Here is a 22826-nt window from a genome sequence, read left to right on the forward strand (position 1 = left end):
GATGTTTTATTTGATTGTTGCTATTATGTTGGTCCTATTCTACATTTTCGCCGCACCGAGCAATATCAAGGGCACCATGAATGTGGTTGCGGCCGTCTTTATTGTGGTTGGGCTCTTGATTGCCTTGCTGCTGGGCTTTTTGAAAGTGTTGCAATCTCCGCCAGAGATGTGGCTCGTTATCGGAATGGTCGTGGTTGGACTATGGGCCATGCGCGACATCTATTTCTTGGACAAACCGAGAAAACTACTGCGCTCCAAGAGAAGACCCTATCGTTATCGGTGAATACATAATAGAGTAGAATCCATTTTGGTTCTACTCTATTTTATTCTTTTTCGCTTTCGCTTGAAAAAGAAGCGCATTCAAGGTAAAATAGATAGGCTAGGAATAGAAAGTATGGTACCAAGATGAATCAGGTAAAACAATTTGAAAATAAAAAAATATTGATTCTAGGGCTTGCCAAATCTGGTGAGGCTGCAGCGCGTCTATTGGACAAATTAGGTGCAATTGTCACAGTCAATGACGGGAAACCGTTTGAAGAAAATCCAACAGCCCAATCTCTTTTAGAAGCAGGAATTCGTGTGATATGCGGTCATCATCCCTTGGAATTATTAGATGAAGACTTTGCCCTTCTAGTGAAAAATCCAGGAATTCGCTATGACAATCCTATGGTCGAAAAAGCACTTCAAAGAGGCATTCCTGTCTGGACAGAGGTGGAGTTGGCTTATCTTGTTTCTGAGGCGCCGATTATCGGGATTACGGGATCAAATGGGAAAACAACCACCACAACCATGATTGCAGAAGTCCTCAATCAAGGTCAAAAATCAGCCAAACTCTGTGGAAATATTGGCTTTCCTGCCTCATCTGTTGCCCAAGAAGCGACGGACAAGGACGTCCTCGTCATGGAGTTGTCCTCTTTCCAACTGATGGGAACAAAGGCCTTTCACCCTCATATCGCAGTCATCACCAATCTGATGCCGACCCACATCGACTACCATGACTCTTTTGAAGAATACGTAGCAGCCAAGTGGCGGATTCAAGAGCAGATGACAGCAGACGACATGGTTATTCTGAATACGAATCAGGAAATTGTAGCCTCATTGGCTAGCAAGACCAAGGCCCAAGTGATACCTGTTTCGACACAAGAAATAGTTGACGGAGCCTATCTTTTAGACGGTCAGCTCTACTTTAGGGGAGAGCGCATCATGGCGGCAAGCGACATCGGTGTACCAGGTAGCCACAATATTGAAAATGCGCTTGCGACGATTGCTGTTGCAAAGGTAATGGGTGTTGATAATCAAGCTATTCATGAAGCCCTGTCAACCTTTGGCGGAGTTAAGCACCGTCTGCAACACGCAGGTCAGCTAGAGGGCGTGACCTTCTACAATGACAGCAAGTCAACCAATATCTTGGCGACCCAAAAAGCCCTGTCTGGTTTTGACAATAGCAAGGTCATCTTGATTGCAGGTGGACTTGACCGTGGCAATGAATTTGATGAGTTAGTGCCAGATTTAGTAGGCTTAAAACACATGGTTATTCTAGGCGAGTCTGCTCCTCGTGTGAAACGTGCAGCCGATAAGGCTGGAGTGTCGTATACAGACGCCCAAGATGTAGCTGATGCAACGAAAAAAGCGTATCAATTAGCAGAGACAGGGGATACGGTTCTTCTCAGCCCTGCCAATGCTAGCTGGGATATGTATGTCAACTTTGAGGTACGTGGCGATAGCTTTCTCAAGACCATCGAGGAATTGAAGGGACGTAATATATGAAAAAAATAGTCTTTACAGGGGGTGGAACAGTCGGTCATGTGACGCTGAATCTCCTGTTGATTCCACGGTTTCTCAAGGACGGCTGGGAAGTGCACTATATCGGGGACCGCAAGGGAATTGAATACCGGCAACTCGTTCAGTCAGGGCTAGATGTTCAGTTTCACGGGATTGCAACAGGGAAATTGCGCCGTTATTTTTCCTGGCAAAATCTCCTAGATGTTTTTAAGGTAGTTTGGGGCATTGGCCAATCGCTTGCTATTTTATTGTCTATCCGCCCACAAGCCCTCTTTTCAAAGGGGGGCTTTGTGTCAGTGCCGCCTGTTATTGCTTCACGTGTATTGGGCATTCCTGTTTTTATTCATGAGTCAGACTTGTCCATGGGCTTGGCCAATAAAATCGCTTACAAATTTGCGACCACCATGTACAGTACCTTTGGGCAAAGTAGTGAGTTAGCAAAAGTCAAGCATGTGGGTGCCGTGACAAAAGTAGCCTCGGCAAACAATGTCACCCCAATCCAGCTTCCTGAAATTCTCAGCCAGCTCGATGAAAACCTACCGACCCTACTCTTTGTGGGTGGATCAGGTGGTGCCAAGGTCTTTAACGATTTGATTAGTCAGCATCAAGTTGCCCTGACGGAGCGGTTTAATATCATCAATCTAACAGGCGATAGTAGTCTCAATCACTTATCGCCGAGACTATACCGAGTAGATTACGTGACAGACTTGTATCAACCCTTGATGAATGAGGCTGATGTAGTCATCACTCGCGGTGGTTCCAATACGATTTTTGAGCTGGTTGCGATGCAAAAACTGCACCTGATTGTTCCTCTAGGTCGAAAGGCCAGTCGTGGCGATCAGCTGGAAAATGCCCGCTATTTTGAAGAAAAGGGCTATGCCAAGCAGTTAGATGAAGACGATCTCACCTTTGATACTTTAGTGGCAACAGTAGAGCACTTATTGGCAGAAAAAGAAGGCTATATCGAGAACATGGCGCATTCGACTGAGATTCAAACACTGGATCATTTCTATCAATTGCTGAAAGAAGATATAGAAAGAAAGGCATAGAATGACGGAAAAGGACTCCTTGGAAGAAGTCACACAGGACCTGCAAAAACTACAAGAAGAAGCGGAAAACCAAGTAGAAGAACAAGCACCTGAGGCCGAGAAGGAACCAGAAGCAGAAAGTGATTTTCTTGCTCAATGGAAGGAACGGCATCAGGCTTATTTGGCGAGCCAACAAGAGACAGAAATAGAACAAGAGGAAGCAAAGCCAGAAGAAAAAGCCCCTGCTCGTTCTCCTAAGCTGAGTCAGAAAGTGAAAACCAAGAAGGTAAAGGCGGCAAATAGTACCCAGCCTTCTCAGGAGCTAGAAGTAAAGCCAGTAGTGACGCGTACTCCGATTCCACGCAAGGAACTCTTACAAGCCGGTCCAATTATTGCAGTAGCCATCATGGGAATCTTGCTTGCTGTCTATTTCATCAGCCCTTTGAGTAAAGAAAAGAAAATTGAGGTTGTTGGAAATCAGCGTATCGATACGGAAACTGTCCTTCGTTACAGCAGAATTTCGAGCAAAGACTATGCCTTGACAACTTTACTTGAGACCAAACATATTGAAGACAACATCAAAAACAGCAGCAACGTTGTCAAATCAGATAAGATGACCTTCCAATTTCCTAACCGTTTCACGATTCATGTGGAAGAATTCACGGAAGTTGGTTATCTAAAAGATAAGGATAGGTACCGCTTGGTACTATCGAGTGGAAATATTTCTGAAACAGCCATGCCGATAGAGGAATTACCAGAGCAACACACCCTGATTAACTTAGCAAATAACGATTTGGTTAAGGAACTTGCGCTACAATTAGCAACGATTGATGCTGGAATCATGGGTAACATAGAGAGTATCGATTTGACTCCAAGCAAGGTAACCACGGACTTACTGACGATGACCATGCGCGACGGGAACACCTTGCTCCTCCCTCTCAGTGAAATTGACATAAAACTCCCCTACTACCCTAATATAGCTAAGCAACTTTCGGTCCCTAGTATCGTTGACATGGAGGTCGGTGCATTTAGCTATGCAAAATAGAAAAAAATAACAGAAAAAAGCTTTTCTATCCCCATTTTTGAATATTGTATGGTATAATGAAGGGTGAATAATTATATTTAAAACATTGAACTAAAAATTCTTAAAAAGTTTGAGAAGTAAGAGAGGACTGATAGGATGGCTAGAAATGGCTTTTTTACGGGATTAGATATCGGTACAAGCTCCGTTAAAGTCTTGGTTGCAGAGTATGTAGAAGGCGAAATGAATGTGATTGGCGTGAGCAATGTCAAAAGCTCAGGCGTGAAAGATGGAATTATTGTCAATATTGACGTTGCAGCAAAAGCGATTAAAACAGCAATTGCACAAGCTGAGGAAAAGGCAGGCATTCGGATTGATAAGGTAAATGTTGGCTTGCCAGCAAACCTCCTTCAAATCGAGCCTACTCAAGGGATGATTCCAGTAACAACAGATTCACAAGAAATTACAGACGTAGATGTGCAAAATGTTGTAAAATCAGCTCTAACAAAGAGCATGACTCCAGAACGTGAAGTGATTTCCTTTATACCAGAAGAGTTTGTGGTAGATGGGTTCCAAGGCATCAAAGACCCTCGTGGTATGATGGGGATTCGTTTAGAGATGCGTGGCATGCTCTATACTGGTCCGCGTACAATCTTGCATAACTTGCGTAAGACCGTTGAACGCGCAGGCGTTCAAGTAGAAAACGTTGTGATTTCTCCGCTTTCATTGGCTCGTTCAGTCCTCAACGAAGGGGAAAAAGAGTTCGGTGCTATCGTCATCGACCTTGGTGGTGGACAGACAACTGTTGCGGTAATGCGTGGTCAAGAGTTGCAATACACCAATATCTATCAAGAAGGTGGCGATTATATTACCAAAGATATTTCCAAGGTATTGACAACTTCTCAAAGCATTGCTGAAAACTTGAAATTCAATTACGGAATTGCTTACCCACAAGAAGCGAGTGAAAAAGAAAAATTCATGGTTGAAGTGATTGGAGAATCAGCTCCAGTCGAAGTAACAGAGCGCTACTTGTCAGAAGTGATTTCTGCCCGTCTTCGTCAAATCTTCACCCGTGTGAAGCAAGACTTAGAGCGGACACGTGCCTTGGACTTGCCAGGTGGCATCGTCTTGGTCGGCGGTGTAGCAGTATTGCCTGGTATTACAGAGCTTGCTCAAGAAATTTTTGGGGTTAATACCAAACTATATGTACCAAATCAGATTGGTATCCGCAACCCAGCCTTTGCCCATGTCATCAGCTTAGTGGAATACGTTGGTAGCCTAGATGAAGTTGAAAGGATTGCGCAAGTAGCTGTGAACGGCGAAGCAACACTTCGACAAAAACCAGTCGACATTCCGTTGAGTACACCAAGAGTTCGTCCAGCTATTCAGCCAGTTCAACCGGAAACACCAACAGAAGTTGTTACTGAACCTGTTGAAGAACGGCCTTATGTTCCTTACTCAGAGCCAGAAGAGGACGAGTCAAAAGTGAAAATCACAGATCGCATTCGTGGTTTGTTTGGAAGCATGTTTGAATAAGAAAAGAAAAAGGTGATAAAACTATGACATTTTCATTTGAAGCAGCAGCAGCTCATGGTGCTGTCATTAAAGTTATTGGTGTTGGTGGTGGCGGCGGAAACGCTATTAACCGTATGATTGAAGAAGGCGTTTCTGGTGTTGAATTTATCGCAGCCAATACGGATGTTCAAGCGCTTAGTAGCTCGAAAGCGGAAACCGTTATTCAATTAGGTCCAAAATTGACACGTGGACTTGGTGCTGGAGGTCAACCGGAAGTTGGTCGTAAGGCAGCTGAAGAAAGCGAAGAAGCTCTTACCAATGTATTGACAGGCGCAGATATGGTCTTCATTACAGCTGGTATGGGTGGTGGTTCTGGTACAGGTGCTGCACCAGTCATCGCACGTATCGCAAAAGGCTTAGGTGCCTTGACCGTTGCCGTTGTTACCCGTCCATTTGGATTTGAAGGAAACAAACGTGGTAACTTTGCGATTGAAGGAATCGAAGGTCTTCGTGAGCAAGTTGATACCTTGTTGATTATCTCAAACAACAACCTTCTTGAAATCGTCGATAAGAAAACTCCGCTCCTAGAAGCACTTAGCGAAGCAGACAACGTCCTTCGCCAAGGTGTGCAAGGAATCACAGACCTCATCACCAACCCTGGTTTGATTAACTTGGACTTTGCAGATGTGAAGACTGTTATGGAAAACAAAGGTAATGCCCTCATGGGAATCGGTATTGGGTCTGGTGAGGAGCGTGTTGTAGAAGCGGCTCGCAAGGCGATCTACTCCCCCCTTCTTGAAACAACAATCGATGGTGCAAATGATGTCATTGTCAACGTAACAGGTGGTTACGACATGACCTTGACAGAGGCAGAAGAGGCATCTGAAATCGTTCATCAAGCAGCTGGTCAAGGTGTCAACATTTGGCTTGGAACCTCCATTGATGAAACGATGAAAGACGAAATCCGTGTGACTGTTGTCGCAACGGGTGTTCGTCAAGAAACAGGTGAGAAACCAGTACGTCAACGTGTAGACTATGCATCAATCGGTCGCCCTGTTTCACAACCTGTAGCGCCAGCAGAAGCTCCAGCTTCAAAGGCGTCAGCCTTTGGTGAATGGGACTTGCGCCGCGAAAACATTCTTCGTCCAACTGAAAACACAAATCATTCAACTGTCTCAGTTGAGAAATTTGCGATGGATGAAGAAGAGGATGAATTAGATACTCCACCATTCTTTAGAAATCGTTAAGATGAATTTACAACAGAATAAAGATGCTGTATTTGCTTCTCTTGAGCAGGCGAAGAAAAATGCGCATCGTTCTCAAGATTTAGTCAATGTAATAGCTGTCACCAAGTATGTTGACAGCTCTATTACTAAAGACTTGGTTGCTACTGGAATTCAGCATATCGGTGAAAACCGAGTAGACAAATTTTTAGAGAAATATCAAGCCTTGTCGGACCAAGGGCTCACTTGGCATTTAATTGGCAGTTTGCAAAGACGAAAAGTAAAAGATGTCATCAACTATGTCGATTATTTTCACGCTTTGGATTCGGTCAAATTGGCACAGGAAATCCAAAAACGTGCTGACAAAACCGTTAGATGCTTCCTACAAGTTAACATTTCTAAGGAAGAAAGCAAACATGGCTTTCTGGTTGATGAGTTAGACGAGGCATTAGAACAGTTGTCGCTCCTTGATAAGGTTGAAGTTGTCGGCCTGATGACTATGGCACCTTTTGAAGCGAGTCATGCAGAACTGATGAGCATTTTTTCGCAGGCTAAAGAACTGCAAGAGCGTTTGGCAGATCGCAATCTCCCCCATATGCCCTTTACCGAACTTAGTATGGGAATGAGCGGTGATTTTGCGGAGGCCATTTCTTGCGGAGCAACCTTTATCCGTATCGGGACAGCATTTTTTAAATAAGGAAGAAAAACGTGGCTTTTAAAGATACATTTAAAAATATAATTAATTACTTTGAAATAGACGATGACAGAGAGCAAGAAGCATACGCATTACAAAACGAGGGACCTAAGATGAGAGTAGCTCCTACGCCAACACATGAGGTAGCGACACCTGCGGAACCAGCTAAGTTTACGCGTTCTCAAGCAAGTGCAAGACCAGTTACCAGACAGTCGGAAGAACAATCTATTTTGAAGACGGCTACTGGCAATTCAACGATTGATATCAAGTACCCTAAAAAGTACGAAGACGCACCAGAAATTGTCCAATTGTTAATCGATGATGCTAGCATCTTAATCGACTTTCAGCACATGTCTGAAACGCAAGCTCGTCGCTGTCTCGACTATCTCGATGGAGCCCGTTCTGTCCTTTCAGGGAATTTGAAAAAGGTGTCAAATACTATGTGGCTCTTGACGCCAGCAAAAGTCACAGTCAATATGGAAGAGCTTCGCTCAAGTGCTCCTCATTATACATCAGAGGCGGCTTTTGCTTTTGACTTCGATATGAAACGGTAGGACTTATGACACTTGTTATTTTAATCCTATTGAAAGTATTAGAGATTTATTCCTATATCTTGGTTGCCTATGCCTTTCTTTCATGGGTTCCAAATGCTTATGATAGTTTCATAGGAAGATTGATTACTAGCTTGGTGAGACCTATTTTAGCTCCTTTCCAACGATTTAAATTACAGTTTCTAGGCTTGGATTGGACCATCGTCCTCGTCTTGTTTTTGGTTCGTCTCTTATCGAGATTACTTGTTTATCTCCTGTATATCTAAGCGATGGATCAAGCATATCAACAATTAATGCAACATTTTCCGAAAGAGGAGAAAGCCTTTATTGAGAAAGTCATTGACCTCTGTCAGCAGGTGGAGATGACCTACTCGTATCGTCTCACTTCTTTTTTGAATCCAAAGCAAGATGAAATGGCAAAGTCAATTGCAGCCCAGTTCCAGTTGAGCTATTGGAGCAGCCATAGTCTCGTTGCAACAGAATTTTCTCGTGGAATCATTGCACCAGATTATTATCAGCTGGAGGAAGCTGACTTTGATATAGCAGTGATTGAAGTGATTTATCCACGAAAATATCATCACTTGAGCCATTCACAGATTTTGGGAACTTTAGTCAATCGTCTGGGAGTGCAACGGCAGTATATCGGCGACATTCTGATAGAAGAAGAGCATACTTATGTCCTCTTAGATAAGCGCTTTGTTCCTCTTCTGATGAACGAGGTTCAAAAGATTGGTCGCACGCCTGTCGCGTGGAAAGAGTGTGATATACAAGCAATCACAGCTCATACATCCTCGGGCTATACAAGTGAACAGATTTTAGTATCGAGCTTACGGGTCGATAAAGTCGTCTCGGCAGTCTTTCGGATGGGGCGATCTAAGGCTAGTCAATTGATTGAAGCAAAACAAATCAAGGTCGATTATTCTCCTGTCACACAAGTCGGAAAAAGCCTCAAAGCAGGACAATTAGTTAGTGTCAGAGGTTTTGGTAGAGTGCGTGTCAAGGAGATCCTCGGATACACCAAACACAGTAAAATAAAATTAGAAATAGAAGTTATTAGAAAGTAGGGAATTATGGTACTGACATCATTAGAGCTAAAAGATAAGACATTTGGCACTAAATTTAGAGGATATGATCCAGATGAAGTAGAAGATTTTTTGGATATTGTAACCGATGACTATGAGGAACTGGTTCGGAAAAATCATGAGCAGGAACTTGAAATCAAATCATTGAAAGAACGCCTGACTTACTTTGACGAGTTGAAAGAATCGCTCAGTCAATCTGTTATCTTGGCACAAGATACTGCTGAAAAAGTGAAGCTAGCTGCGAAAGAACAGGCATCGAATATTATCAAGCAGGCAGAATACGACAGCCAATCCTTGCTCAATACTTCTAAAGACAAGGCCAATGAGATTCTCCGTACTGCGACGGATAATGCGAAAAAGGTGGCAGTTGAGACAGAAGAGTTGAAGAATAAGACACGTGTCTTCCATCAGCGTCTCAAATCAACCATTGAGAGCCAGTTGGCCTTGGTTGATTCGCCTGAATGGGAAGAGATTTTACGTCCAACAGCTTCTTACTTGCAAACGAGTGATGAAGCGTTCCGTGAAGTTCTAGAAGAAGCCTTGGCTGAATCAGTTGATACACCTGAAGATGATTTGGATGTAACACGTCAAATGTCAGCAGAAGAAATGGCTGAATTAGCAAGACAGGCAGAAGCTCTCGAGCAAGAAGCAGCACAAGTTGAAGCTTATGAAGCAGGAACAACAGAAGAATAAAACAGATAATAGAAATACGAAAAGATAACGATATTTTCAGCGAGTAGGTGACGGTGGAAGGCCTACATTCCCTAGCTATCTAATCATCATTCTATTTGATTTTCTCTGAAATCAGTAGGGGAAGACGGTTTGCTTTCCGTTAACGAGCAACAGAGGGATGGGCGAAGTCTGCCTATCTGAACTAAGGTGGTACCACGAACTTTCGTCCTTTTTGGCGGAAGTTTTTTATATATCGTCATAAAGAAGAGATATGATTCAATTAAAACCAGTAGATGAAACAACCTTTGAAGCGGTCATTGGGCTGTCTGTCGCCGAAAAAGACGAGCGCCGTCTAGCTTCCAATCTCTATTCGCTCGCACAAGCCTGGCTCTATCGTGAAAAGGACGACCTCGAGCCCTTGGCGATTCTGACAGGAGACCAGGTAGTGGGCTTTCTGCTCTTGATGAAACAGCAAGAGGAGGAAAGTTATCTGATTTGGCGCTTGATGATTGACCAAGTCTATCAGAACCGTGGTTATGGAAAAGAAGCGCTCAAGTGGGTCATTCAACGGGCGATGAATGACCCTACTTGCAAGCGTCTAGTTACCAGCTATGTGGTTGGAAATCACAAGATGCGTGGAATTTTAGAAGGTCTAGGCTTCCAGTCGACAGGCCTAGTCACTAATGAAATCGTAATGACATTAGAACTTTAAAAAGGAGAATTTATGAAACTAAAAGAAACTCTTAATCTTGGAAAAACTGCCTTTCCAATGCGCGCTGGCTTGCCAACCAAAGAACCTGTTTGGCAAAAGGAATGGGAAGAGGCAAAACTCTACCAAAAACGTCAGGAATTAAACGAGGGCAAACCGCACTTTGTCTTGCATGACGGCCCTCCGTATGCCAACGGGAATATCCACGTTGGACATGCCATGAACAAGATTTCAAAAGACATCATTGTCCGTTCAAAATCCATGTCTGGCTTTTATGCACCCTACGTTCCAGGTTGGGATACACACGGGCTACCAATCGAGCAAGTTCTAGCGAAACAAGGTGTCGAACGCAAAGAAATGGACTTGGTGGAATACCTCAAGATGTGCCGTGACTATGCCCTTAGCCAAGTGGATAAACAGCGGGAGGACTTCAAACGTCTCGGTGTGTCTGGTGATTGGGATCAGCCCTATGTTACCTTGACTCCCGACTACGAAGCAGCGCAAATCCGTGTCTTTGGTGAAATGGCGAAAAAAGGCTATATCTATCGTGGTGCCAAGCCTGTCTATTGGTCATGGTCCTCTGAGTCAGCTCTTGCAGAAGCAGAAATCGAATACCACGACTTAGTCTCAACCTCTCTTTACTATGCCAACCGTGTCAAAGACGGTAAAGGAATCTTAGATACCAATACCTATATCGTTGTCTGGACGACAACACCCTTTACCATTACAGCTTCTCGTGGATTGACTGTGGGACCTGACTTTGACTATGTGGTCGTCAAGCCTGAAAATGATGAGCGTAAATTTGTGGTCGCTGGGGACTTGTTAAACAGCCTAGCAGAACGGTTTGGCTGGGAAAATCCGCAAGTGGTCGCAAGCTATAAAGGTCGAGAATTGGACCGTATCGTGACAGAACATCCATGGGACAAGGATCAGGACGAATTGGTCATGAATGGTGACCACGTGACCCTTGACTCTGGTACAGGAATCGTCCATACTGCACCTGGATTTGGTGAGGACGACTACAATGTCGGTGTGAAGTATGGCTTGGAAGTAGCAGTAACTGTCAACGAACGCGGCATCATGACAGAAAATGCAGGACCTGATTTTGAAGGGCAATTCTATGAAAAAGTAGTCCCAACTGTTATCGAAAAATTAGGTGATCTTCTCCTTGCCCAAGAAGAAATCTCTCACTCCTACCCATTTGACTGGCGAACTAAGAAGCCAATCATCTGGCGTGCTGTGCCACAATGGTTTGCTTCTGTATCAAAATTCCGTCAGGATATCCTCGATGAAATCGAAAAAGTTAAATTCCATACCGAATGGGGGAAAGTTCGTCTTTACAACATGATTCGTGACCGTGGTGACTGGGTGATTTCCCGTCAGCGTGCGTGGGGCGTACCCCTTCCAATCTTCTATGCAGAGGACGGAACGCCGATTATGACCGAGGAAACCATTGAGCATGTCGCAGAACTGTTTGCAGCGCATGGCTCTATCATCTGGTGGGAACGAGAAGCTAAGGACCTCTTACCAGCAGGCTTTACCCATGCAGGCTCTCCGAATGGTATGTTCACCAAAGAAACTGACATCATGGACGTTTGGTTTGACTCAGGGTCATCATGGAATGGGGTTCTGAATACCCGCCAAGAATTAAGCTATCCGGCAGACCTCTATTTGGAAGGGTCTGACCAGTACCGCGGTTGGTTCAACTCCTCCCTCATCACCTCTGTTGCGTCGAACGGTGTTGCTCCTTACAAGCAGATTCTTTCGCAAGGATTTACCTTGGACGGAAAAGGGGAGAAGATGTCCAAGTCTCTTGGAAATACTATCTTGCCAAGCGATGTGGAGAAACAATTCGGTGCAGAAATTCTCCGCCTTTGGGTGACCAGTGTGGATACTAGCAACGATGTGCGGATTTCAATGGACATTGTGAACCAAGTGTCTGAAACCTACCGGAAAATCCGCAACACCCTTCGGTTCTTAATTGCCAACACCTCCGACTTTGTACCGTCAGCAGATAGGGTTTCCTATGCTGACTTGCGCTCTGTTGACCAATACATGACCATCCGTTTCAATCAAGTGGTTGCAAGCATCCGTAAAGCTTATGCGGACTTCAAGTTCTTGGATATTTATAAGACAATCGTGAACTTTGTTACGGTTGACTTGTCAGCCTTCTACCTAGACTTTGCCAAAGACGTTGTCTATATCGAAGGGGCGAAATCGCTGGAACGCCGTCAAATGCAGACTGTATTCTATGACATGTTGGTCAAATTGACCAAGCTATTGACCCCAATCTTGCCACATACAGCGGAAGAAATCTGGTCTTACTTGGAGCATGAAGCAGAAGACTTTGTTCAACTAGCGGAATTGCCAGAGGCACAAACCTTTGCTAATCAAGAAGAAACCTTGGGTACTTGGGCAGCCTTCATGGACTTCCGTACCAAAGCGCAGAAAGCCTTGGAAGAAGCACGTACTGAAAAAGTCATCGGTAAATCCCTTGAAGCTCACTTGACCGTTTACCCGGGTGAGGAGACAAAAGCGTTGCTACATGCTGTGAAGAGTGATGTCGCTCAACTCCTTATCGTGTCACACTTGACAATCGCAGACGGAGAAGCACCAGAGGGTAGCGTTATCTTTGAAGATGTAGCCTTTAGTGTTGAACGTGCAGCAGGCGAGGTCTGTGAACGTTGCCGTCGCCTTGATACAAGTGTCGGAACTAATAGCAATCCGCATCTTGCAACCGTCTGTGACCACTGTGCCTCAGTTCTTGAAGCCAACTTCCCAGAAGCAGTTGCTGAAGGATTTGAAGAAAAATAGAGAATCAATGTGCTTCCCTTTTCTAGGTCGTGTCCGACTAATGAAAAACGATACAACAAAAACCGAGTTTTCTCGGTTTTTTGCTTTCTCGTTTCAAGTTTGCTGTTTTTCTTTGAAGTTGAGTTTCCTCGATTCTAAGTCTACTCGTTTTTCATTGAGACTAATCTCCCTAGCTTCTAATTCTGCCATTTTTCATTGAAAAGTTACTTCTTAATTTTTAAGTTTGCCATTTTTGGAAGGACGTTACGAATAGATAAAGCGAACCATAAAAAATATAAAGGAGAGCTTTATGATCTATACGTACGGTATTAAACAATTGGCGGTGAGAGGGTTAGATAGTGCTAGCTTTCTTCAATTGATGATAGAGAGTAGGGAGGCGATTTCAAGCTTTATCAAAGAGCATAAGGTAGAAGCTGTTTATTTGAAAAAGCTAGAGGAATTTTCGACTGCACTTGACGCTTTTCAAAAAGTGTTCCTCACCAAAAGTAGCAGTAAAGCGGTCCAGTCTTTGGAGGTGGCAGATAGGGCACGAGATGCTGCAGTCTTAACCCTGTCGAATTTAGTTCAGGCCTTTTCTCGCGTCACAGAACCCGCAACCAAGGCTGCGTATGACACTTTATCTACTGTCTTCAAAGAGCACAAGGTGAGCGTTACAGATAGCTATGAAAAAGAAAGTGTCAAGATTAACCAACTGCTTGGGGCTTTAGCCCATGCTGATTGTCAACGAGCCTTAGCAAGTCTCTATTTAACCACTTATCTGGACCAGTTGGTTGCGGCACAAGCGACATTTGAGCATATCTATAAACTGCGTTTGGAAGAGCAAAAAGGGCAAGTACCTAGTCAGGCTAAGATATTGCGGGCGCAACTATTTGAGCTCTACAACTTCTTTATCGACTTTACAGCGGTCATGACTTCTGCCTATCCCGATAGGCGAGAGCTCAGCGACCTCCTCAAGCAACTCAATGTCATCCGCCAACGCTACAAAAAACGCAAGTCTCTAAAGGTGGATAAGGAGGAAAAAGCTCCCGTACTAGATGCCTAGTCGATATCGTCATTTCGTTTATACCTAAAGGAATTCTCAGCTGTAATTGACTAAAGCCGAAACATCTGCCTATCCCTAAAGGGATTCTCAGCTGTAATCGGCTAAAGCCGAAACATCTGCCTATCCACTAAAGGGATTCTCAGCTGTAATCGGCTAAAGCCGAAACAGCTGCCTATCTTTTTCACACAGTGCTTAGCTCGAACACAATTCCGCATGATGCAAAAGCTCGTTGACACGAGTTACACTCATTTTATTTCCAACCTCCAATAGTCTTCCAGACTATTGGAGCGAGTACTAAAGGTAAACGAAAAGATTGTCTATAACAAGAAAAAGCCGAGCTGTCTCGGCTTTTTCTTGTTTGTAGAACGTTGATAAATCAACAGTCTATCCAAAGAAGCTAGCGAAGGTTTCTTCGTTAGCTCTATTTTCAATCGTTCACAATTCTCACTTGTGAACGCAAGCCAGCTTGCGGTGGTGGGGCTAAAATAATCCAGTGGATTATTTTAGCCCGAACTTAGAAACAACGGAGTGAGGATAATTGATTTCTTTGAAATCACGATTTTGGTCCTACTTCCGTTCATCTTATTTCACAATCGGAATGGACATTTCAATTAAGCGGTCGGTATGAATGGTTTGGATGGCTGCTTGATTGATGATGGTTGTATCAATTTTACGCTTGAGGAAAAAATCACGAATCTGCTCAAGTTCTGATAGTTGAACAGCACGGTATTTGTTGCTAATTAAGAGTTCATAGTGAAGCGGAGCCTGCGTAAAAATAACGTCTGTATTTCCAGCAGAATAGGTCTCCACCAGAAAGGCATCTGTATTGGCTAATTGGTTTTGCACGAGTTGTGCTTGGCTGTTTGTCGTGTTGATAATCTTCATGATTGACCTCCAATCATTCTTTGCCTTTATTATAGCACTCTGAGGGGTATTTGACTAGCCTTATCCTCAAAAAATAAGTGCAATCTTTGCCCAGAGCCTTGTCCTCAATAAAAATCAAAAGTAGACTAGTTCAAAAGGTATGGTATCCCTTTTGAGGTGAGAAATAGAGCTAGCAAAGCTAGCCCCTTTGAAAGTGAAGGTAGAACACTGTTCCTTTCTGCCTTCAAGGGAACAGGCTGAAAACCTCCACTGGAGATTTTCACTCATTAAGATATGAGAGCGTTAAAAGCACAAGGTGAAAATAGGAAATTGAAGCAGATTGTCTAGCAACCAATGAAATTTGTCTTTTTCACACAGTGCTTAGATCGAATTCAATTTATCAAGCTGAGTTGACGAGGTATTTGTTTGATTTTTGAAGAGTATTACTCCTCTTTGTGGGCTAATTTCCACTGTTCAATCCCCCACTTGTGGCTACCCCGCTTGAGCTTGTCAATAGCAGTATCAATGTCAAACCAAGCGAGGTGGTTAAAGTCCTCAAGCGGCTTTCCAACTTCTTGGTAGCTGACTACTTCGTAGATATAGGCAGGGTTGTAGTAGTGGGTATCACGATGACGGGAGTAGAAGTATTCATCTGCCTGACCGTAATAGTCTCCAATTTCTGCTGTAAAGCCCAGTTCTTCCCGTAATTCTCGCTCAAGCGCGGTCAAGTGGTTTTCCCCAGCCTCGATTTCTCCACCGGGGAGAAACCAAGCGCCGTTGGGGGCCTGGACGAGAATGATTTGCTCTTTTTTTGCATTAGGAATGACGGCGTAGACGCCGTAGCGATGTTGGTAGCTAATGCCTGTTTCTTTTGTACCGAATGTTGCCTGTGTCATGGTGTTTCCTCAAGAATGATTTTTTTCATTATAGCATAAGTAGAGGAAAAAGAAAGCCTATTTTGCTTTGATTGCGATTCCCCCCTTGCTGGTGAGGACAGCGCGCAGGTTCTTTTCTTCTGGGTGTTCCAAATAGAAGTCGGTCAGCGGATCTTCAATGTATTCTTGAATGGTTCTGCGGAGTGGACGCGCGCCCATTTTTGGATCGTATCCAAGGTCAACCAGCTTTTCCTTGACCTTGTCGGTCACATGGAGGGCTAGCCCTGTTGTTTCCAAACGCTTGTTGACATCAAGGAGCATAAGATCCACGATATGGAGGAGATTTTCCTTGCTGAGGGCGTGGAATTCGATAATCCCGTCAAAGCGGTTCATAAATTCCGGACTGAAGAAGTTGCTGAGTTGACCGAGGACAGATTGCGTGCGCCCTTCCAAGGCAGCGCCGAAGCCTACACTAGCTTCTACCTTACCTGTACCAGCGTTTGAGGTCATGATAATAATCGTATCTTTGAAGCTGACGGTACGCCCCTGTCCGTCTGTCAAGCGACCGTCATCAAGGACTTGGAGGAACATGTGCATGACATCAGGATGTGCCTTTTCAATCTCGTCCAGTAGGATAAGGGAGTAAGGATTGCGGCGGACCTTTTCAGTCAATTGCCCAGCCTCCTCGTAGCCAACGTAGCCCGGAGGCGCTCCGACTAATTTGGCAACTGCATGTTTTTCCATATACTCGGACATATCAAAGCGAATCATGCTATCGGCAGAGCCAAAGAGTTCAATGGCAAGTTGTTTTGAAAGCTCGGTTTTTCCGACCCCTGTTGGTCCAACGAAGAGGAAACTTCCAATTGGACGGTTCGGTGCTCCGAGTCCGACTCGATTGCGGCGAATGGCTTTGGCAATTTTATCAACAGCGTCATCTTGTCCGATGACATGGGCTTTGAGGTCACTGGCTAGGTTGATCAACTGTGACTGTTCTTTTTCTTTCAGCTCACCGACAGGAATATTGGTTTTTTGCTCAATAATGGCTTCAATTTCTTTTTCCGTAATGACGGGAATGTCCTCTTCGCTAATCGTTGCCTTTTGTATTTCCTTGTATTTAGCGATTTGGTCGCGGTAGTAGGCTGCTTTTTCAAAGTCCTCATCACGAGTGGCTTGAGCCTTACGATTCTCCGCATCAATCAAGCGTTGGTCAATTTCCTTCGGATCAACGAAATTCAAGGTCAAATTCATCTTAGAGCCGGCTTCATCTAGTAAATCGATGGCCTTATCTGGTAAGAAGCGGTCTTGGATGTAGCGGTTTGACAAAATCGCAGCTGCTTCAATGGCTTCATTGGTGTACTTGACATGATGATAGTCTTGGTACTTGCTTTGAATCCCTTTTAAAATGGTAATCGTTTCATCAACACTCGGCTCATCGACCTCGACAGGCTGCATGCGACGTTCCAAGGCAGCATCTTTTTCGATGATGCGGTACTCGTTGAGCGTGGTAGCTCCGACCAGCTGCATCTCGCCACGAGCAAGGGCAGGTTTCAAGATATTACCTGCATCCATATTGCCGTCACCAGCAGATCCAGCCCCGACAATCTCATGAATTTCATCAATGAAGAGAATGATTTCCTTGCGATTGCGGATTTCTTCCATTAGCTTCTGCATGCGCTCTTCAAATTGCCCGCGAATCCCTGTTCCTTGAACAAGGCTGACAACATCAAGGCGGATGACTTCACGGTTCTGGAGTTTTTGTGGAACGTTACCGTCTACGATTTTTTGAGCCAGACCTTCCACAACGGCTGTTTTTCCGACCCCAGGCTCACCGATGAGGACAGGATTGTTCTTGGTTCTGCGGTTGAGAATTTCAATGACGCGCTTGATTTCCTCATCACGACCGATGACAGGGTCAATATCTCCACGGCGGGCAATGTCCGTCACGTTAATGCCAAATTCCTCCAGCAATCCTGTTGGCTGTTGTGGGGGAGGAGTAGCACCGCCATTGTTGCCACGATTGCCACCCCCTGCCTGAGTAGGCGGGGTTTGATGACGCGGTTTCCCAGCAGGAGTGTGTCCGGGAATGCCTCCAATGTTGTTGAAAAATTCGCTGAACGGGTCCATATTATTTGGATTGGCAAGGTCTCCCAATCCTTTTAAGATAGCATTGTTAGGGTCTGTTTTCATGATTTGGTAGCAGTTGTGGCAGAGGTCTACCTGTTGTTGTTTTCCATTAAGATTTGTATAAAGATGAATGGTTGCATCATTGATATTACAGTTATGACAAAGCATGGGCAATCCTCTTTTCTATCGAACTATAGGTCTTTATTGGTTTTGGACATTCTCTACATCACTTATTGTTCTGCTAAAGGATGGCCAAATAGTCAATAAAGGTCAGATATAAGTTTATTATAACAAGATTTAGCTAAATTGCAAGAATCTGCTACCTAAATCGAACAGAAGAAGGAGGAAAGATGATGAGGGAATCAGTAGAAAGCAGAAGAAAAATGGATAAATCAAGACTTTTTACAGGAAATATGGTAGAATACTTCTATAATAAGAAATTAGGAGAAGTGATATGGAATCACATTTAGTGCGAATTATTAACCGTTTGGAAGCGATGGCGACTGACGGTGGAACCTTAAAACGTAATTTTGAGCGTGACGGTGTTGTCGTTGCGGAGGTTGCTTATAGCTTCGATGAGGAAAACGGTTCTGTCTTTACGCTTCGCGATGTTCAAGCGCGTGAGACATACACATTTGACAGTATTGACTTGATTGCAATGGAAATTTATGAATTATTGTACTAATTCTGACTAAGAATGAAAAAGCACTTCGGTGCTTTTTTTATGGATTGAATATTTAGTCGAAGTTGTTGTATTTTTATTCGATAAATGATATAATACTGAGCAGACAGTTTGGAAAGAGGTAAACAAATGGATTTTTCATTCCTTCCTAAATATTGGGATTATTTTAACTATGGAGAGATTGTAACCCTGATGATTGCAGCTTTGGTGGTCTTCTTTGGTAGTATTTTAGGGCTCATTTTGGCTTTTGCCCAACGCAGCAAATTCCGCCCCTTAGCTTGGTTGGCCAACATCTATGTTTGGATTTTCCGCGGAACGCCCATGGTGGTGCAAATCATGATTGCCTTTGCAGTCATGAATATTACAGCACCGACCTTTGAGTTGGGGATTTTATCTGTAGATCTGTCTCGCTTGTTGCCAGGGATTATCGTGATTTCGATGAACAGCGGTGCCTACGTGTCTGAGACTGTACGAGCAGGAATTAATGCTGTACCAAAAGGACAGCTAGAAGCAGCATACTCCCTCGGGATTCGTCCTTTTGAAGCCATGAAATCCGTCATCATGCCACAGGCTGTGAAAAATATCTTGCCAGCCTTGGGAAATGAGTTTGTGACCATTTTGAAAGATAGTTCACTCTTATCTACCATTGGTGTCATCGAGCTTTGGAACAGTGCAACGACCGTTGCGTCAACGACTTACTTGACCTTGAGCCCTCTCTTGTTTGCAGCGGCTTATTATTTGGTCATGACCAGCGTCTTGACCTTAGCGATTCAGGCATTTGAGAAACGGTTGAGCAAAGGAGGACAGGCACATGCGTGAGACCATTATTTCGATTAAAAATCTTCATAAATCATTCGGCAAAAATGAGGTCTTAAAGGGAATTGATCTCGAGATTGAAAAGGGACAGGTGGTTGTGATTATCGGACCGTCTGGTAGTGGCAAGTCAACCTTCTTGCGCACCATGAACTTGCTTGAAGTACCGACCAAGGGGACGGTGACTTTTGAGGGCGTCGATATTACCGATAAGTCAAATGATATTTTCAAAATGCGAGAAAAAATGGGTATGGTCTTTCAGCAATTCAATCTTTTCCCCAACATGTCAGTCTTAGACAATATCACCTTGTCACCGATTAAGACCAAGGGATTGGAAAAGAGTGAGGCAGAGAAAATCGCCTATGATCTGCTTGAGAAAGTGGGCTTGCCAGACAAGGCGCATGCTTATCCGCAGAGCTTATCAGGTGGTCAGCAGCAGCGGATTGCCATTGCGCGTGGTCTTGCCATGGATCCAGATGTGTTGCTCTTTGATGAGCCGACCTCTGCTCTTGATCCAGAAATGGTTGGTGAGGTGCTAGGGGTCATGCAGGATTTGGCCAAGTCGGGGATGACCATGGTCATTGTGACGCATGAAATGGGCTTTGCGCGGGAGGTAGCTGACCGCGTCATCTTTATGGACGGTGGTGTTGTCGTAGAAGATGGCACACCGCAGCAGGTCTTTGAAGAAACTCAAGAGGAAAGAACCAAAAATTTCTTGTCGAAGGTATTATAAAAATAACTGCTGGATTTGTTCAGCGGTTTTGTTTATAATAACGAACGATTGGCGTCGAAAAGAAAAAATTTCTAGGAGCAGGGCTGAGATTTTGGTATAATGGAAAAAACATAAAGGAGATGAGCATGGCACGAATGGATGGAAAAGCCTTGGCAGAAAAAATGCAGGGACAGTTGGCAGAAAAAACAGCAATCCTAAAAGAAAAGACCAGTGTGGAGCCAGGGCTTGTGGTGATTTTAGTTGGGGACAATTCTGCTAGTCAGGTCTATGTCCGCAACAAGGAACGTTCAGCTCTAGCGGCAGGTTTTCGCAGTGAAGTGATTCGCTTGACTGAAACAACAACACAAGAAGAGCTGCTCACGGTGATTGAGCGCTATAATCAGGATGTGGCTTGGCACGGCATTTTAGTTCAGCTCCCCTTACCCGTGCATATCGATGAAGAAGCAATCCTACTTGCAATCGATCCAAATAAAGATGTAGATGGCTTTCATCCTATGAATATGGGGAAATTCTGGAGTGGACATCCTGTCATGATTCCTTCGACCCCAGCAGGAATTATGGAGCTTCTACGTGAATATGATATCAATCCAGAAGGTAAAAAAGCTGTTGTGATTGGTCGTAGTAATATTGTTGGAAAGCCCATGGCTCAATTGTTGCTGGATGCCAATGCGACGGTGACCATTGCTCATTCGCGGACAGAGAACCTACCAGATCTTGCTCGAGAAGCGGATATTTTAGTGGTGGCTATCGGGCGTGGGCACTTTGTGACTAAGGATTTTGTCAAAGAAGGTGCCGTAGTCATAGATGTTGGCATGAACCGAGATGAGAATGGGAAGTTGATTGGCGATGTGGCCTTTGATGAGGTAAATGAAATCGCCAGTCATATCACACCTGTTCCCGGAGGTGTAGGCCCAATGACCATTACCATGCTTATGGAACAAACCTATCACGCCTGCAAAAGATTTCTCGATACGCAAGCAAATCAGTCCTAAGACCGATGTTGGAAAACTAGGAATAGGATACACTATGATTAATCCTAAATATTTTTCATAATCTCCAAAAAACCAATCAGCTTTTTCAAGGGCTGGTTGGTTTTTTCTATGATGAGTGAGACAGCACAACTCTAAAATATGAATTGAATGCGTCCGTTGTATAAACTGCTTCCAAAACAATTATCCTTATTTTGATGATGTTGCTTTCGTTTTAGAGCGATACAGTTTTACCTACTTCCAATCATCATGAGAAAAATTTGAAAAAAATCAGGAATTTTCAACCATATTACTTGACGCTACTACTTGCTTGCGTTATAATAGTAATAAGATTTTCATTGATTTAAATCAAACCTGTTGTGATTTAAGTGAATGAAATCATCATTCACCATGCTGTTTGCTGAGCTTGACTCCGGGCAGTGTGGCTATTTTTTTGCATTGAATGGATGACCTAAAAGAGTATGAGGAAAGCTGATGAACATTGAAGAATTATCGTACCAAGAAGTAAAATCTCGCAATCACGTGGTCTTGTTTGAACCGCAAATTCCACAAAATACAGGCAATATCGCGCGCACCTGTGCAGCAACCAATAGTCCACTTCATATTATCAAGCCCATGGGCTTTCCCATTGATGATCGCAAGATGAAACGGGCAGGTTTGGACTATTGGGATAAGCTTGATGTCCGTTTTTATGATAGCTTGGACGACTTCATGGCTCAGGTCGAAGAAGGTAAGGTGCATCTGATTTCCAAGTTTGCCTCCAAGATCTATTCGGATGAGGCGTATGATGATGGTTGTCACCATTACTTTATCTTTGGGCGTGAAGACAAGGGGCTGCCAGAAGAGTTTATGCGACGTCATCCTGAAAAAGCGCTACGAATTCCGATGAATGACGAGCATGTCCGCAGTCTCAATGTCTCGAATACTGTCTGTATGATTGTCTATGAGGCCTTGCGCCAGCAAGCATTTGCAGGCTTGGAGTTAGTCCACCAATATGAGGCGGATAAGTTGAAATAAGAAGAGCGTAAGCGGATGCTTATAGCAGGAGACTTGCATCAGCAAGTCTTTTTTGGTATCATGATAGGTAGTTAGTGGAAATATTCACTAAATGACTGAACAAAAATCAAGAGAAATATTGCTTTCATTTTGAAAACTTCTTAGCGTTCCTTTCTTTGGGTATAGCAGTTGCTTACTTGTCTGTATGCCTTAAGTTTAGAGGAATAACAAACGAAGTGAGCTCAAAACGGATCGTTTAGCTGTAGTGAAATTCTTGAGGCCGGGACAAAAGTCACTTGCCTCCTTACGTTTCATGGGTTTAACAGGAGTAATGAAACGTAAGGAGGTGGTTGCTTACGGCTACACTACCTAATAAACTATCAAAAAGAGTAAATAGATGTTGATAGTTGTTTCAGTATAAAGTCTTCGGGGCAGGGTGCAATTCCCTACCGGCGGTAATAGTCCGCGAGCGTAAGCTGATGTGGTGCAATTCCACAACCGACAGTATAGTCTGGATGGGAGAAGACGGAGAAAGATCGATTTGTCGCTGAAAGTAGGGATGTATACCCAGTATTTTCCCATGTGGAGGCGTGCGATGACATCAATTTCCCACTTCT

General features: G+C 44.0%; 22 protein-coding genes, 1 riboswitch and 1 other annotated feature. Of the genes, 19 read left to right on the forward strand and 3 right to left on the reverse strand.

Annotated elements, in window-relative coordinates:
• Position 1: 1 nt before the first annotated feature.
• The 14 genes from E4T82_RS00290 to E4T82_RS00355 all read left to right on the forward strand — a co-directional run bounded on the left by E4T82_RS00290 (position 2) and on the right by E4T82_RS00355 (position 14133).
• Positions 2–283: a DUF3165 family protein gene (locus E4T82_RS00290; RefSeq protein WP_135180921.1), complete on the forward strand. Its 282-nt coding sequence runs from the start codon at positions 2–4 to the stop codon at positions 281–283.
• Between the two features lie 122 nt (positions 284–405).
• Positions 406–1767, forward strand: a complete 1362-nt coding sequence (gene murD / locus E4T82_RS00295; protein WP_135180922.1) for a UDP-N-acetylmuramoyl-L-alanine--D-glutamate ligase — start codon at positions 406–408, stop codon at positions 1765–1767.
• The gene (locus E4T82_RS00300) at positions 1764–2831 is read left to right on the forward strand and encodes a UDP-N-acetylglucosamine--N-acetylmuramyl-(pentapeptide) pyrophosphoryl-undecaprenol N-acetylglucosamine transferase (protein ID WP_135180923.1); all 1068 of its coding nucleotides are present in this window, start codon (positions 1764–1766) and stop codon (positions 2829–2831) included. The genes murD and E4T82_RS00300 overlap by 4 nt, the downstream gene beginning before the upstream one ends.
• 1 nt (position 2832) lies before the next feature.
• Positions 2833–3855, forward strand: a complete 1023-nt coding sequence (locus E4T82_RS00305; RefSeq protein ID WP_135180924.1) for a cell division protein FtsQ/DivIB — start codon at positions 2833–2835, stop codon at positions 3853–3855.
• Positions 3856–3990: 135 nt separating this feature from the next.
• A complete protein-coding gene (gene ftsA, locus E4T82_RS00310; protein WP_135180925.1) occupies positions 3991–5367 on the forward strand; it encodes a cell division protein FtsA in 1377 nt (458 codons plus the stop codon).
• 23 nt (positions 5368–5390) lie between these two features.
• Positions 5391–6593 (forward strand): cell division protein FtsZ, encoded by a 1203-nt coding sequence (ftsZ, locus tag E4T82_RS00315; RefSeq protein WP_135180926.1) that lies wholly within the window; start codon positions 5391–5393, stop codon positions 6591–6593.
• Position 6594: 1 nt separating this feature from the next.
• A complete protein-coding gene (locus E4T82_RS00320; protein WP_135180927.1) occupies positions 6595–7266 on the forward strand; it encodes a YggS family pyridoxal phosphate-dependent enzyme in 672 nt (223 codons plus the stop codon).
• 11 nt (positions 7267–7277) lie between these two features.
• Positions 7278–7817 (forward strand): cell division protein SepF, encoded by a 540-nt coding sequence (locus E4T82_RS00325; RefSeq protein ID WP_135180928.1) that lies wholly within the window; start codon positions 7278–7280, stop codon positions 7815–7817.
• Between the two features lie 5 nt (positions 7818–7822).
• Positions 7823–8080: a YggT family protein gene (locus E4T82_RS00330; protein ID WP_135180929.1), complete on the forward strand. Its 258-nt coding sequence runs from the start codon at positions 7823–7825 to the stop codon at positions 8078–8080.
• Positions 8081–8083: 3 nt separating this feature from the next.
• Complete coding sequence (locus tag E4T82_RS00335) at positions 8084–8878, forward strand: RNA-binding protein (RefSeq protein ID WP_135180930.1); 795 nt, start codon at positions 8084–8086, stop codon at positions 8876–8878.
• 6 nt (positions 8879–8884) lie between these two features.
• The gene (locus tag E4T82_RS00340; RefSeq protein ID WP_135180931.1) at positions 8885–9589 is read left to right on the forward strand and encodes a DivIVA domain-containing protein; all 705 of its coding nucleotides are present in this window, start codon (positions 8885–8887) and stop codon (positions 9587–9589) included.
• Positions 9586–9802, forward strand: a binding site (T-box leader). It overlaps the preceding gene by 4 nt.
• Before the next feature lie 37 nt (positions 9803–9839).
• On the forward strand, positions 9840–10280 hold the full coding sequence (locus E4T82_RS00345) for a GNAT family N-acetyltransferase (protein ID WP_135180932.1): 441 nt from the start codon (positions 9840–9842) through the stop codon (positions 10278–10280).
• Between the two features lie 12 nt (positions 10281–10292).
• Positions 10293–13091, forward strand: a complete 2799-nt coding sequence (gene ileS / locus E4T82_RS00350; protein WP_135180933.1) for an isoleucine--tRNA ligase — start codon at positions 10293–10295, stop codon at positions 13089–13091.
• Positions 13092–13380: 289 nt separating this feature from the next.
• The gene (locus E4T82_RS00355; protein WP_135180934.1) at positions 13381–14133 is read left to right on the forward strand and encodes a DUF6261 family protein; all 753 of its coding nucleotides are present in this window, start codon (positions 13381–13383) and stop codon (positions 14131–14133) included.
• 582 nt (positions 14134–14715) lie between these two features.
• On the opposite strand, the gene E4T82_RS00360 is transcribed toward E4T82_RS00355, so the two are convergent.
• The 3 genes from E4T82_RS00360 to E4T82_RS00370 all read right to left on the reverse strand — a co-directional run bounded on the left by E4T82_RS00360 (position 14716) and on the right by E4T82_RS00370 (position 18164).
• The gene (locus tag E4T82_RS00360; RefSeq protein ID WP_135180935.1) at positions 14716–15018 is read right to left on the reverse strand and encodes a DUF1827 family protein; all 303 of its coding nucleotides are present in this window, start codon (positions 15016–15018) and stop codon (positions 14716–14718) included.
• Between the two features lie 422 nt (positions 15019–15440).
• On the reverse strand, positions 15441–15893 hold the full coding sequence (locus E4T82_RS00365) for an NUDIX hydrolase (RefSeq protein WP_135180936.1): 453 nt from the start codon (positions 15891–15893) through the stop codon (positions 15441–15443).
• A 57-nt stretch (positions 15894–15950) separates the two neighbouring features.
• Entirely contained in the window at positions 15951–18164 is a 2214-nt protein-coding gene (locus E4T82_RS00370; protein ID WP_135180937.1) for an ATP-dependent Clp protease ATP-binding subunit, read from the reverse strand.
• 286 nt (positions 18165–18450) lie between these two features.
• Between E4T82_RS00370 and E4T82_RS00375 the strand changes: the two genes are divergently transcribed.
• The 5 genes from E4T82_RS00375 to E4T82_RS00395 all read left to right on the forward strand — a co-directional run bounded on the left by E4T82_RS00375 (position 18451) and on the right by E4T82_RS00395 (position 22230).
• On the forward strand, positions 18451–18681 hold the full coding sequence (locus E4T82_RS00375) for a DUF1797 family protein (RefSeq protein WP_075099328.1): 231 nt from the start codon (positions 18451–18453) through the stop codon (positions 18679–18681).
• Positions 18682–18807: 126 nt separating this feature from the next.
• Positions 18808–19497, forward strand: a complete 690-nt coding sequence (locus E4T82_RS00380; protein ID WP_135180938.1) for an amino acid ABC transporter permease — start codon at positions 18808–18810, stop codon at positions 19495–19497.
• Positions 19490–20224 (forward strand): amino acid ABC transporter ATP-binding protein, encoded by a 735-nt coding sequence (locus tag E4T82_RS00385; protein ID WP_135180939.1) that lies wholly within the window; start codon positions 19490–19492, stop codon positions 20222–20224. Before E4T82_RS00380 ends, E4T82_RS00385 begins: the two co-directional genes overlap by 8 nt.
• Positions 20225–20349: 125 nt before the next feature.
• Positions 20350–21216 carry a bifunctional methylenetetrahydrofolate dehydrogenase/methenyltetrahydrofolate cyclohydrolase gene (locus tag E4T82_RS00390; RefSeq protein ID WP_135180940.1) on the forward strand — a complete coding sequence of 289 codons (867 nt, stop codon included), beginning with the start codon at positions 20350–20352 and terminating at the stop codon, positions 21214–21216.
• A gap of 471 nt (positions 21217–21687) precedes the next feature.
• Positions 21688–22230 (forward strand): tRNA (cytidine(34)-2'-O)-methyltransferase, encoded by a 543-nt coding sequence (locus tag E4T82_RS00395; RefSeq protein WP_135180941.1) that lies wholly within the window; start codon positions 21688–21690, stop codon positions 22228–22230.
• Positions 22231–22627: 397 nt separating this feature from the next.
• Positions 22628–22740, forward strand: a riboswitch (FMN riboswitch).
• Positions 22741–22826: the final 86 nt, after the last annotated feature.

Source organism: Streptococcus cuniculi (assembly GCF_004570575.1).
In the GTDB taxonomy this organism is placed as follows: Bacteria; Bacillota; Bacilli; order Lactobacillales; family Streptococcaceae; genus Streptococcus; species Streptococcus cuniculi_A.

What these genes read in the sequence shown, in the direction of transcription:
- E4T82_RS00290 (WP_135180921.1), top strand. Translation starts at nt 2, where the DNA reads ATGTTTTATTTGATTGTTGCTATTATGTTGGTCCTATTCTACATTTTC.
- murD (WP_135180922.1), top strand. Translation starts at nt 406, where the DNA reads ATGAATCAGGTAAAACAATTTGAAAATAAAAAAATATTGATTCTAGGG.
- E4T82_RS00300 (WP_135180923.1), top strand. Translation starts at nt 1,764, where the DNA reads ATGAAAAAAATAGTCTTTACAGGGGGTGGAACAGTCGGTCATGTGACG.
- E4T82_RS00305 (WP_135180924.1), top strand. Translation starts at nt 2,833, where the DNA reads ATGACGGAAAAGGACTCCTTGGAAGAAGTCACACAGGACCTGCAAAAA.
- ftsA (WP_135180925.1), top strand. Translation starts at nt 3,991, where the DNA reads ATGGCTAGAAATGGCTTTTTTACGGGATTAGATATCGGTACAAGCTCC.
- ftsZ (WP_135180926.1), top strand. Translation starts at nt 5,391, where the DNA reads ATGACATTTTCATTTGAAGCAGCAGCAGCTCATGGTGCTGTCATTAAA.
- E4T82_RS00320 (WP_135180927.1), top strand. Translation starts at nt 6,595, where the DNA reads ATGAATTTACAACAGAATAAAGATGCTGTATTTGCTTCTCTTGAGCAG.
- E4T82_RS00330 (WP_135180929.1), top strand. Translation starts at nt 7,823, where the DNA reads ATGACACTTGTTATTTTAATCCTATTGAAAGTATTAGAGATTTATTCC.
- E4T82_RS00335 (WP_135180930.1), top strand. Translation starts at nt 8,084, where the DNA reads ATGGATCAAGCATATCAACAATTAATGCAACATTTTCCGAAAGAGGAG.
- E4T82_RS00340 (WP_135180931.1), top strand. Translation starts at nt 8,885, where the DNA reads ATGGTACTGACATCATTAGAGCTAAAAGATAAGACATTTGGCACTAAA.
- E4T82_RS00345 (WP_135180932.1), top strand. Translation starts at nt 9,840, where the DNA reads ATGATTCAATTAAAACCAGTAGATGAAACAACCTTTGAAGCGGTCATT.
- ileS (WP_135180933.1), top strand. Translation starts at nt 10,293, where the DNA reads ATGAAACTAAAAGAAACTCTTAATCTTGGAAAAACTGCCTTTCCAATG.
- E4T82_RS00355 (WP_135180934.1), top strand. Translation starts at nt 13,381, where the DNA reads ATGATCTATACGTACGGTATTAAACAATTGGCGGTGAGAGGGTTAGAT.
- E4T82_RS00360 (WP_135180935.1), bottom strand. Translation starts at nt 15,018, where the DNA reads ATGAAGATTATCAACACGACAAACAGCCAAGCACAACTCGTGCAAAAC.
- E4T82_RS00365 (WP_135180936.1), bottom strand. Translation starts at nt 15,893, where the DNA reads ATGACACAGGCAACATTCGGTACAAAAGAAACAGGCATTAGCTACCAA.
- E4T82_RS00370 (WP_135180937.1), bottom strand. Translation starts at nt 18,164, where the DNA reads ATGCTTTGTCATAACTGTAATATCAATGATGCAACCATTCATCTTTAT.
- E4T82_RS00375 (WP_075099328.1), top strand. Translation starts at nt 18,451, where the DNA reads ATGGAATCACATTTAGTGCGAATTATTAACCGTTTGGAAGCGATGGCG.
- E4T82_RS00380 (WP_135180938.1), top strand. Translation starts at nt 18,808, where the DNA reads ATGGATTTTTCATTCCTTCCTAAATATTGGGATTATTTTAACTATGGA.
- E4T82_RS00385 (WP_135180939.1), top strand. Translation starts at nt 19,490, where the DNA reads ATGCGTGAGACCATTATTTCGATTAAAAATCTTCATAAATCATTCGGC.
- E4T82_RS00390 (WP_135180940.1), top strand. Translation starts at nt 20,350, where the DNA reads ATGGCACGAATGGATGGAAAAGCCTTGGCAGAAAAAATGCAGGGACAG.
- E4T82_RS00395 (WP_135180941.1), top strand. Translation starts at nt 21,688, where the DNA reads ATGAACATTGAAGAATTATCGTACCAAGAAGTAAAATCTCGCAATCAC.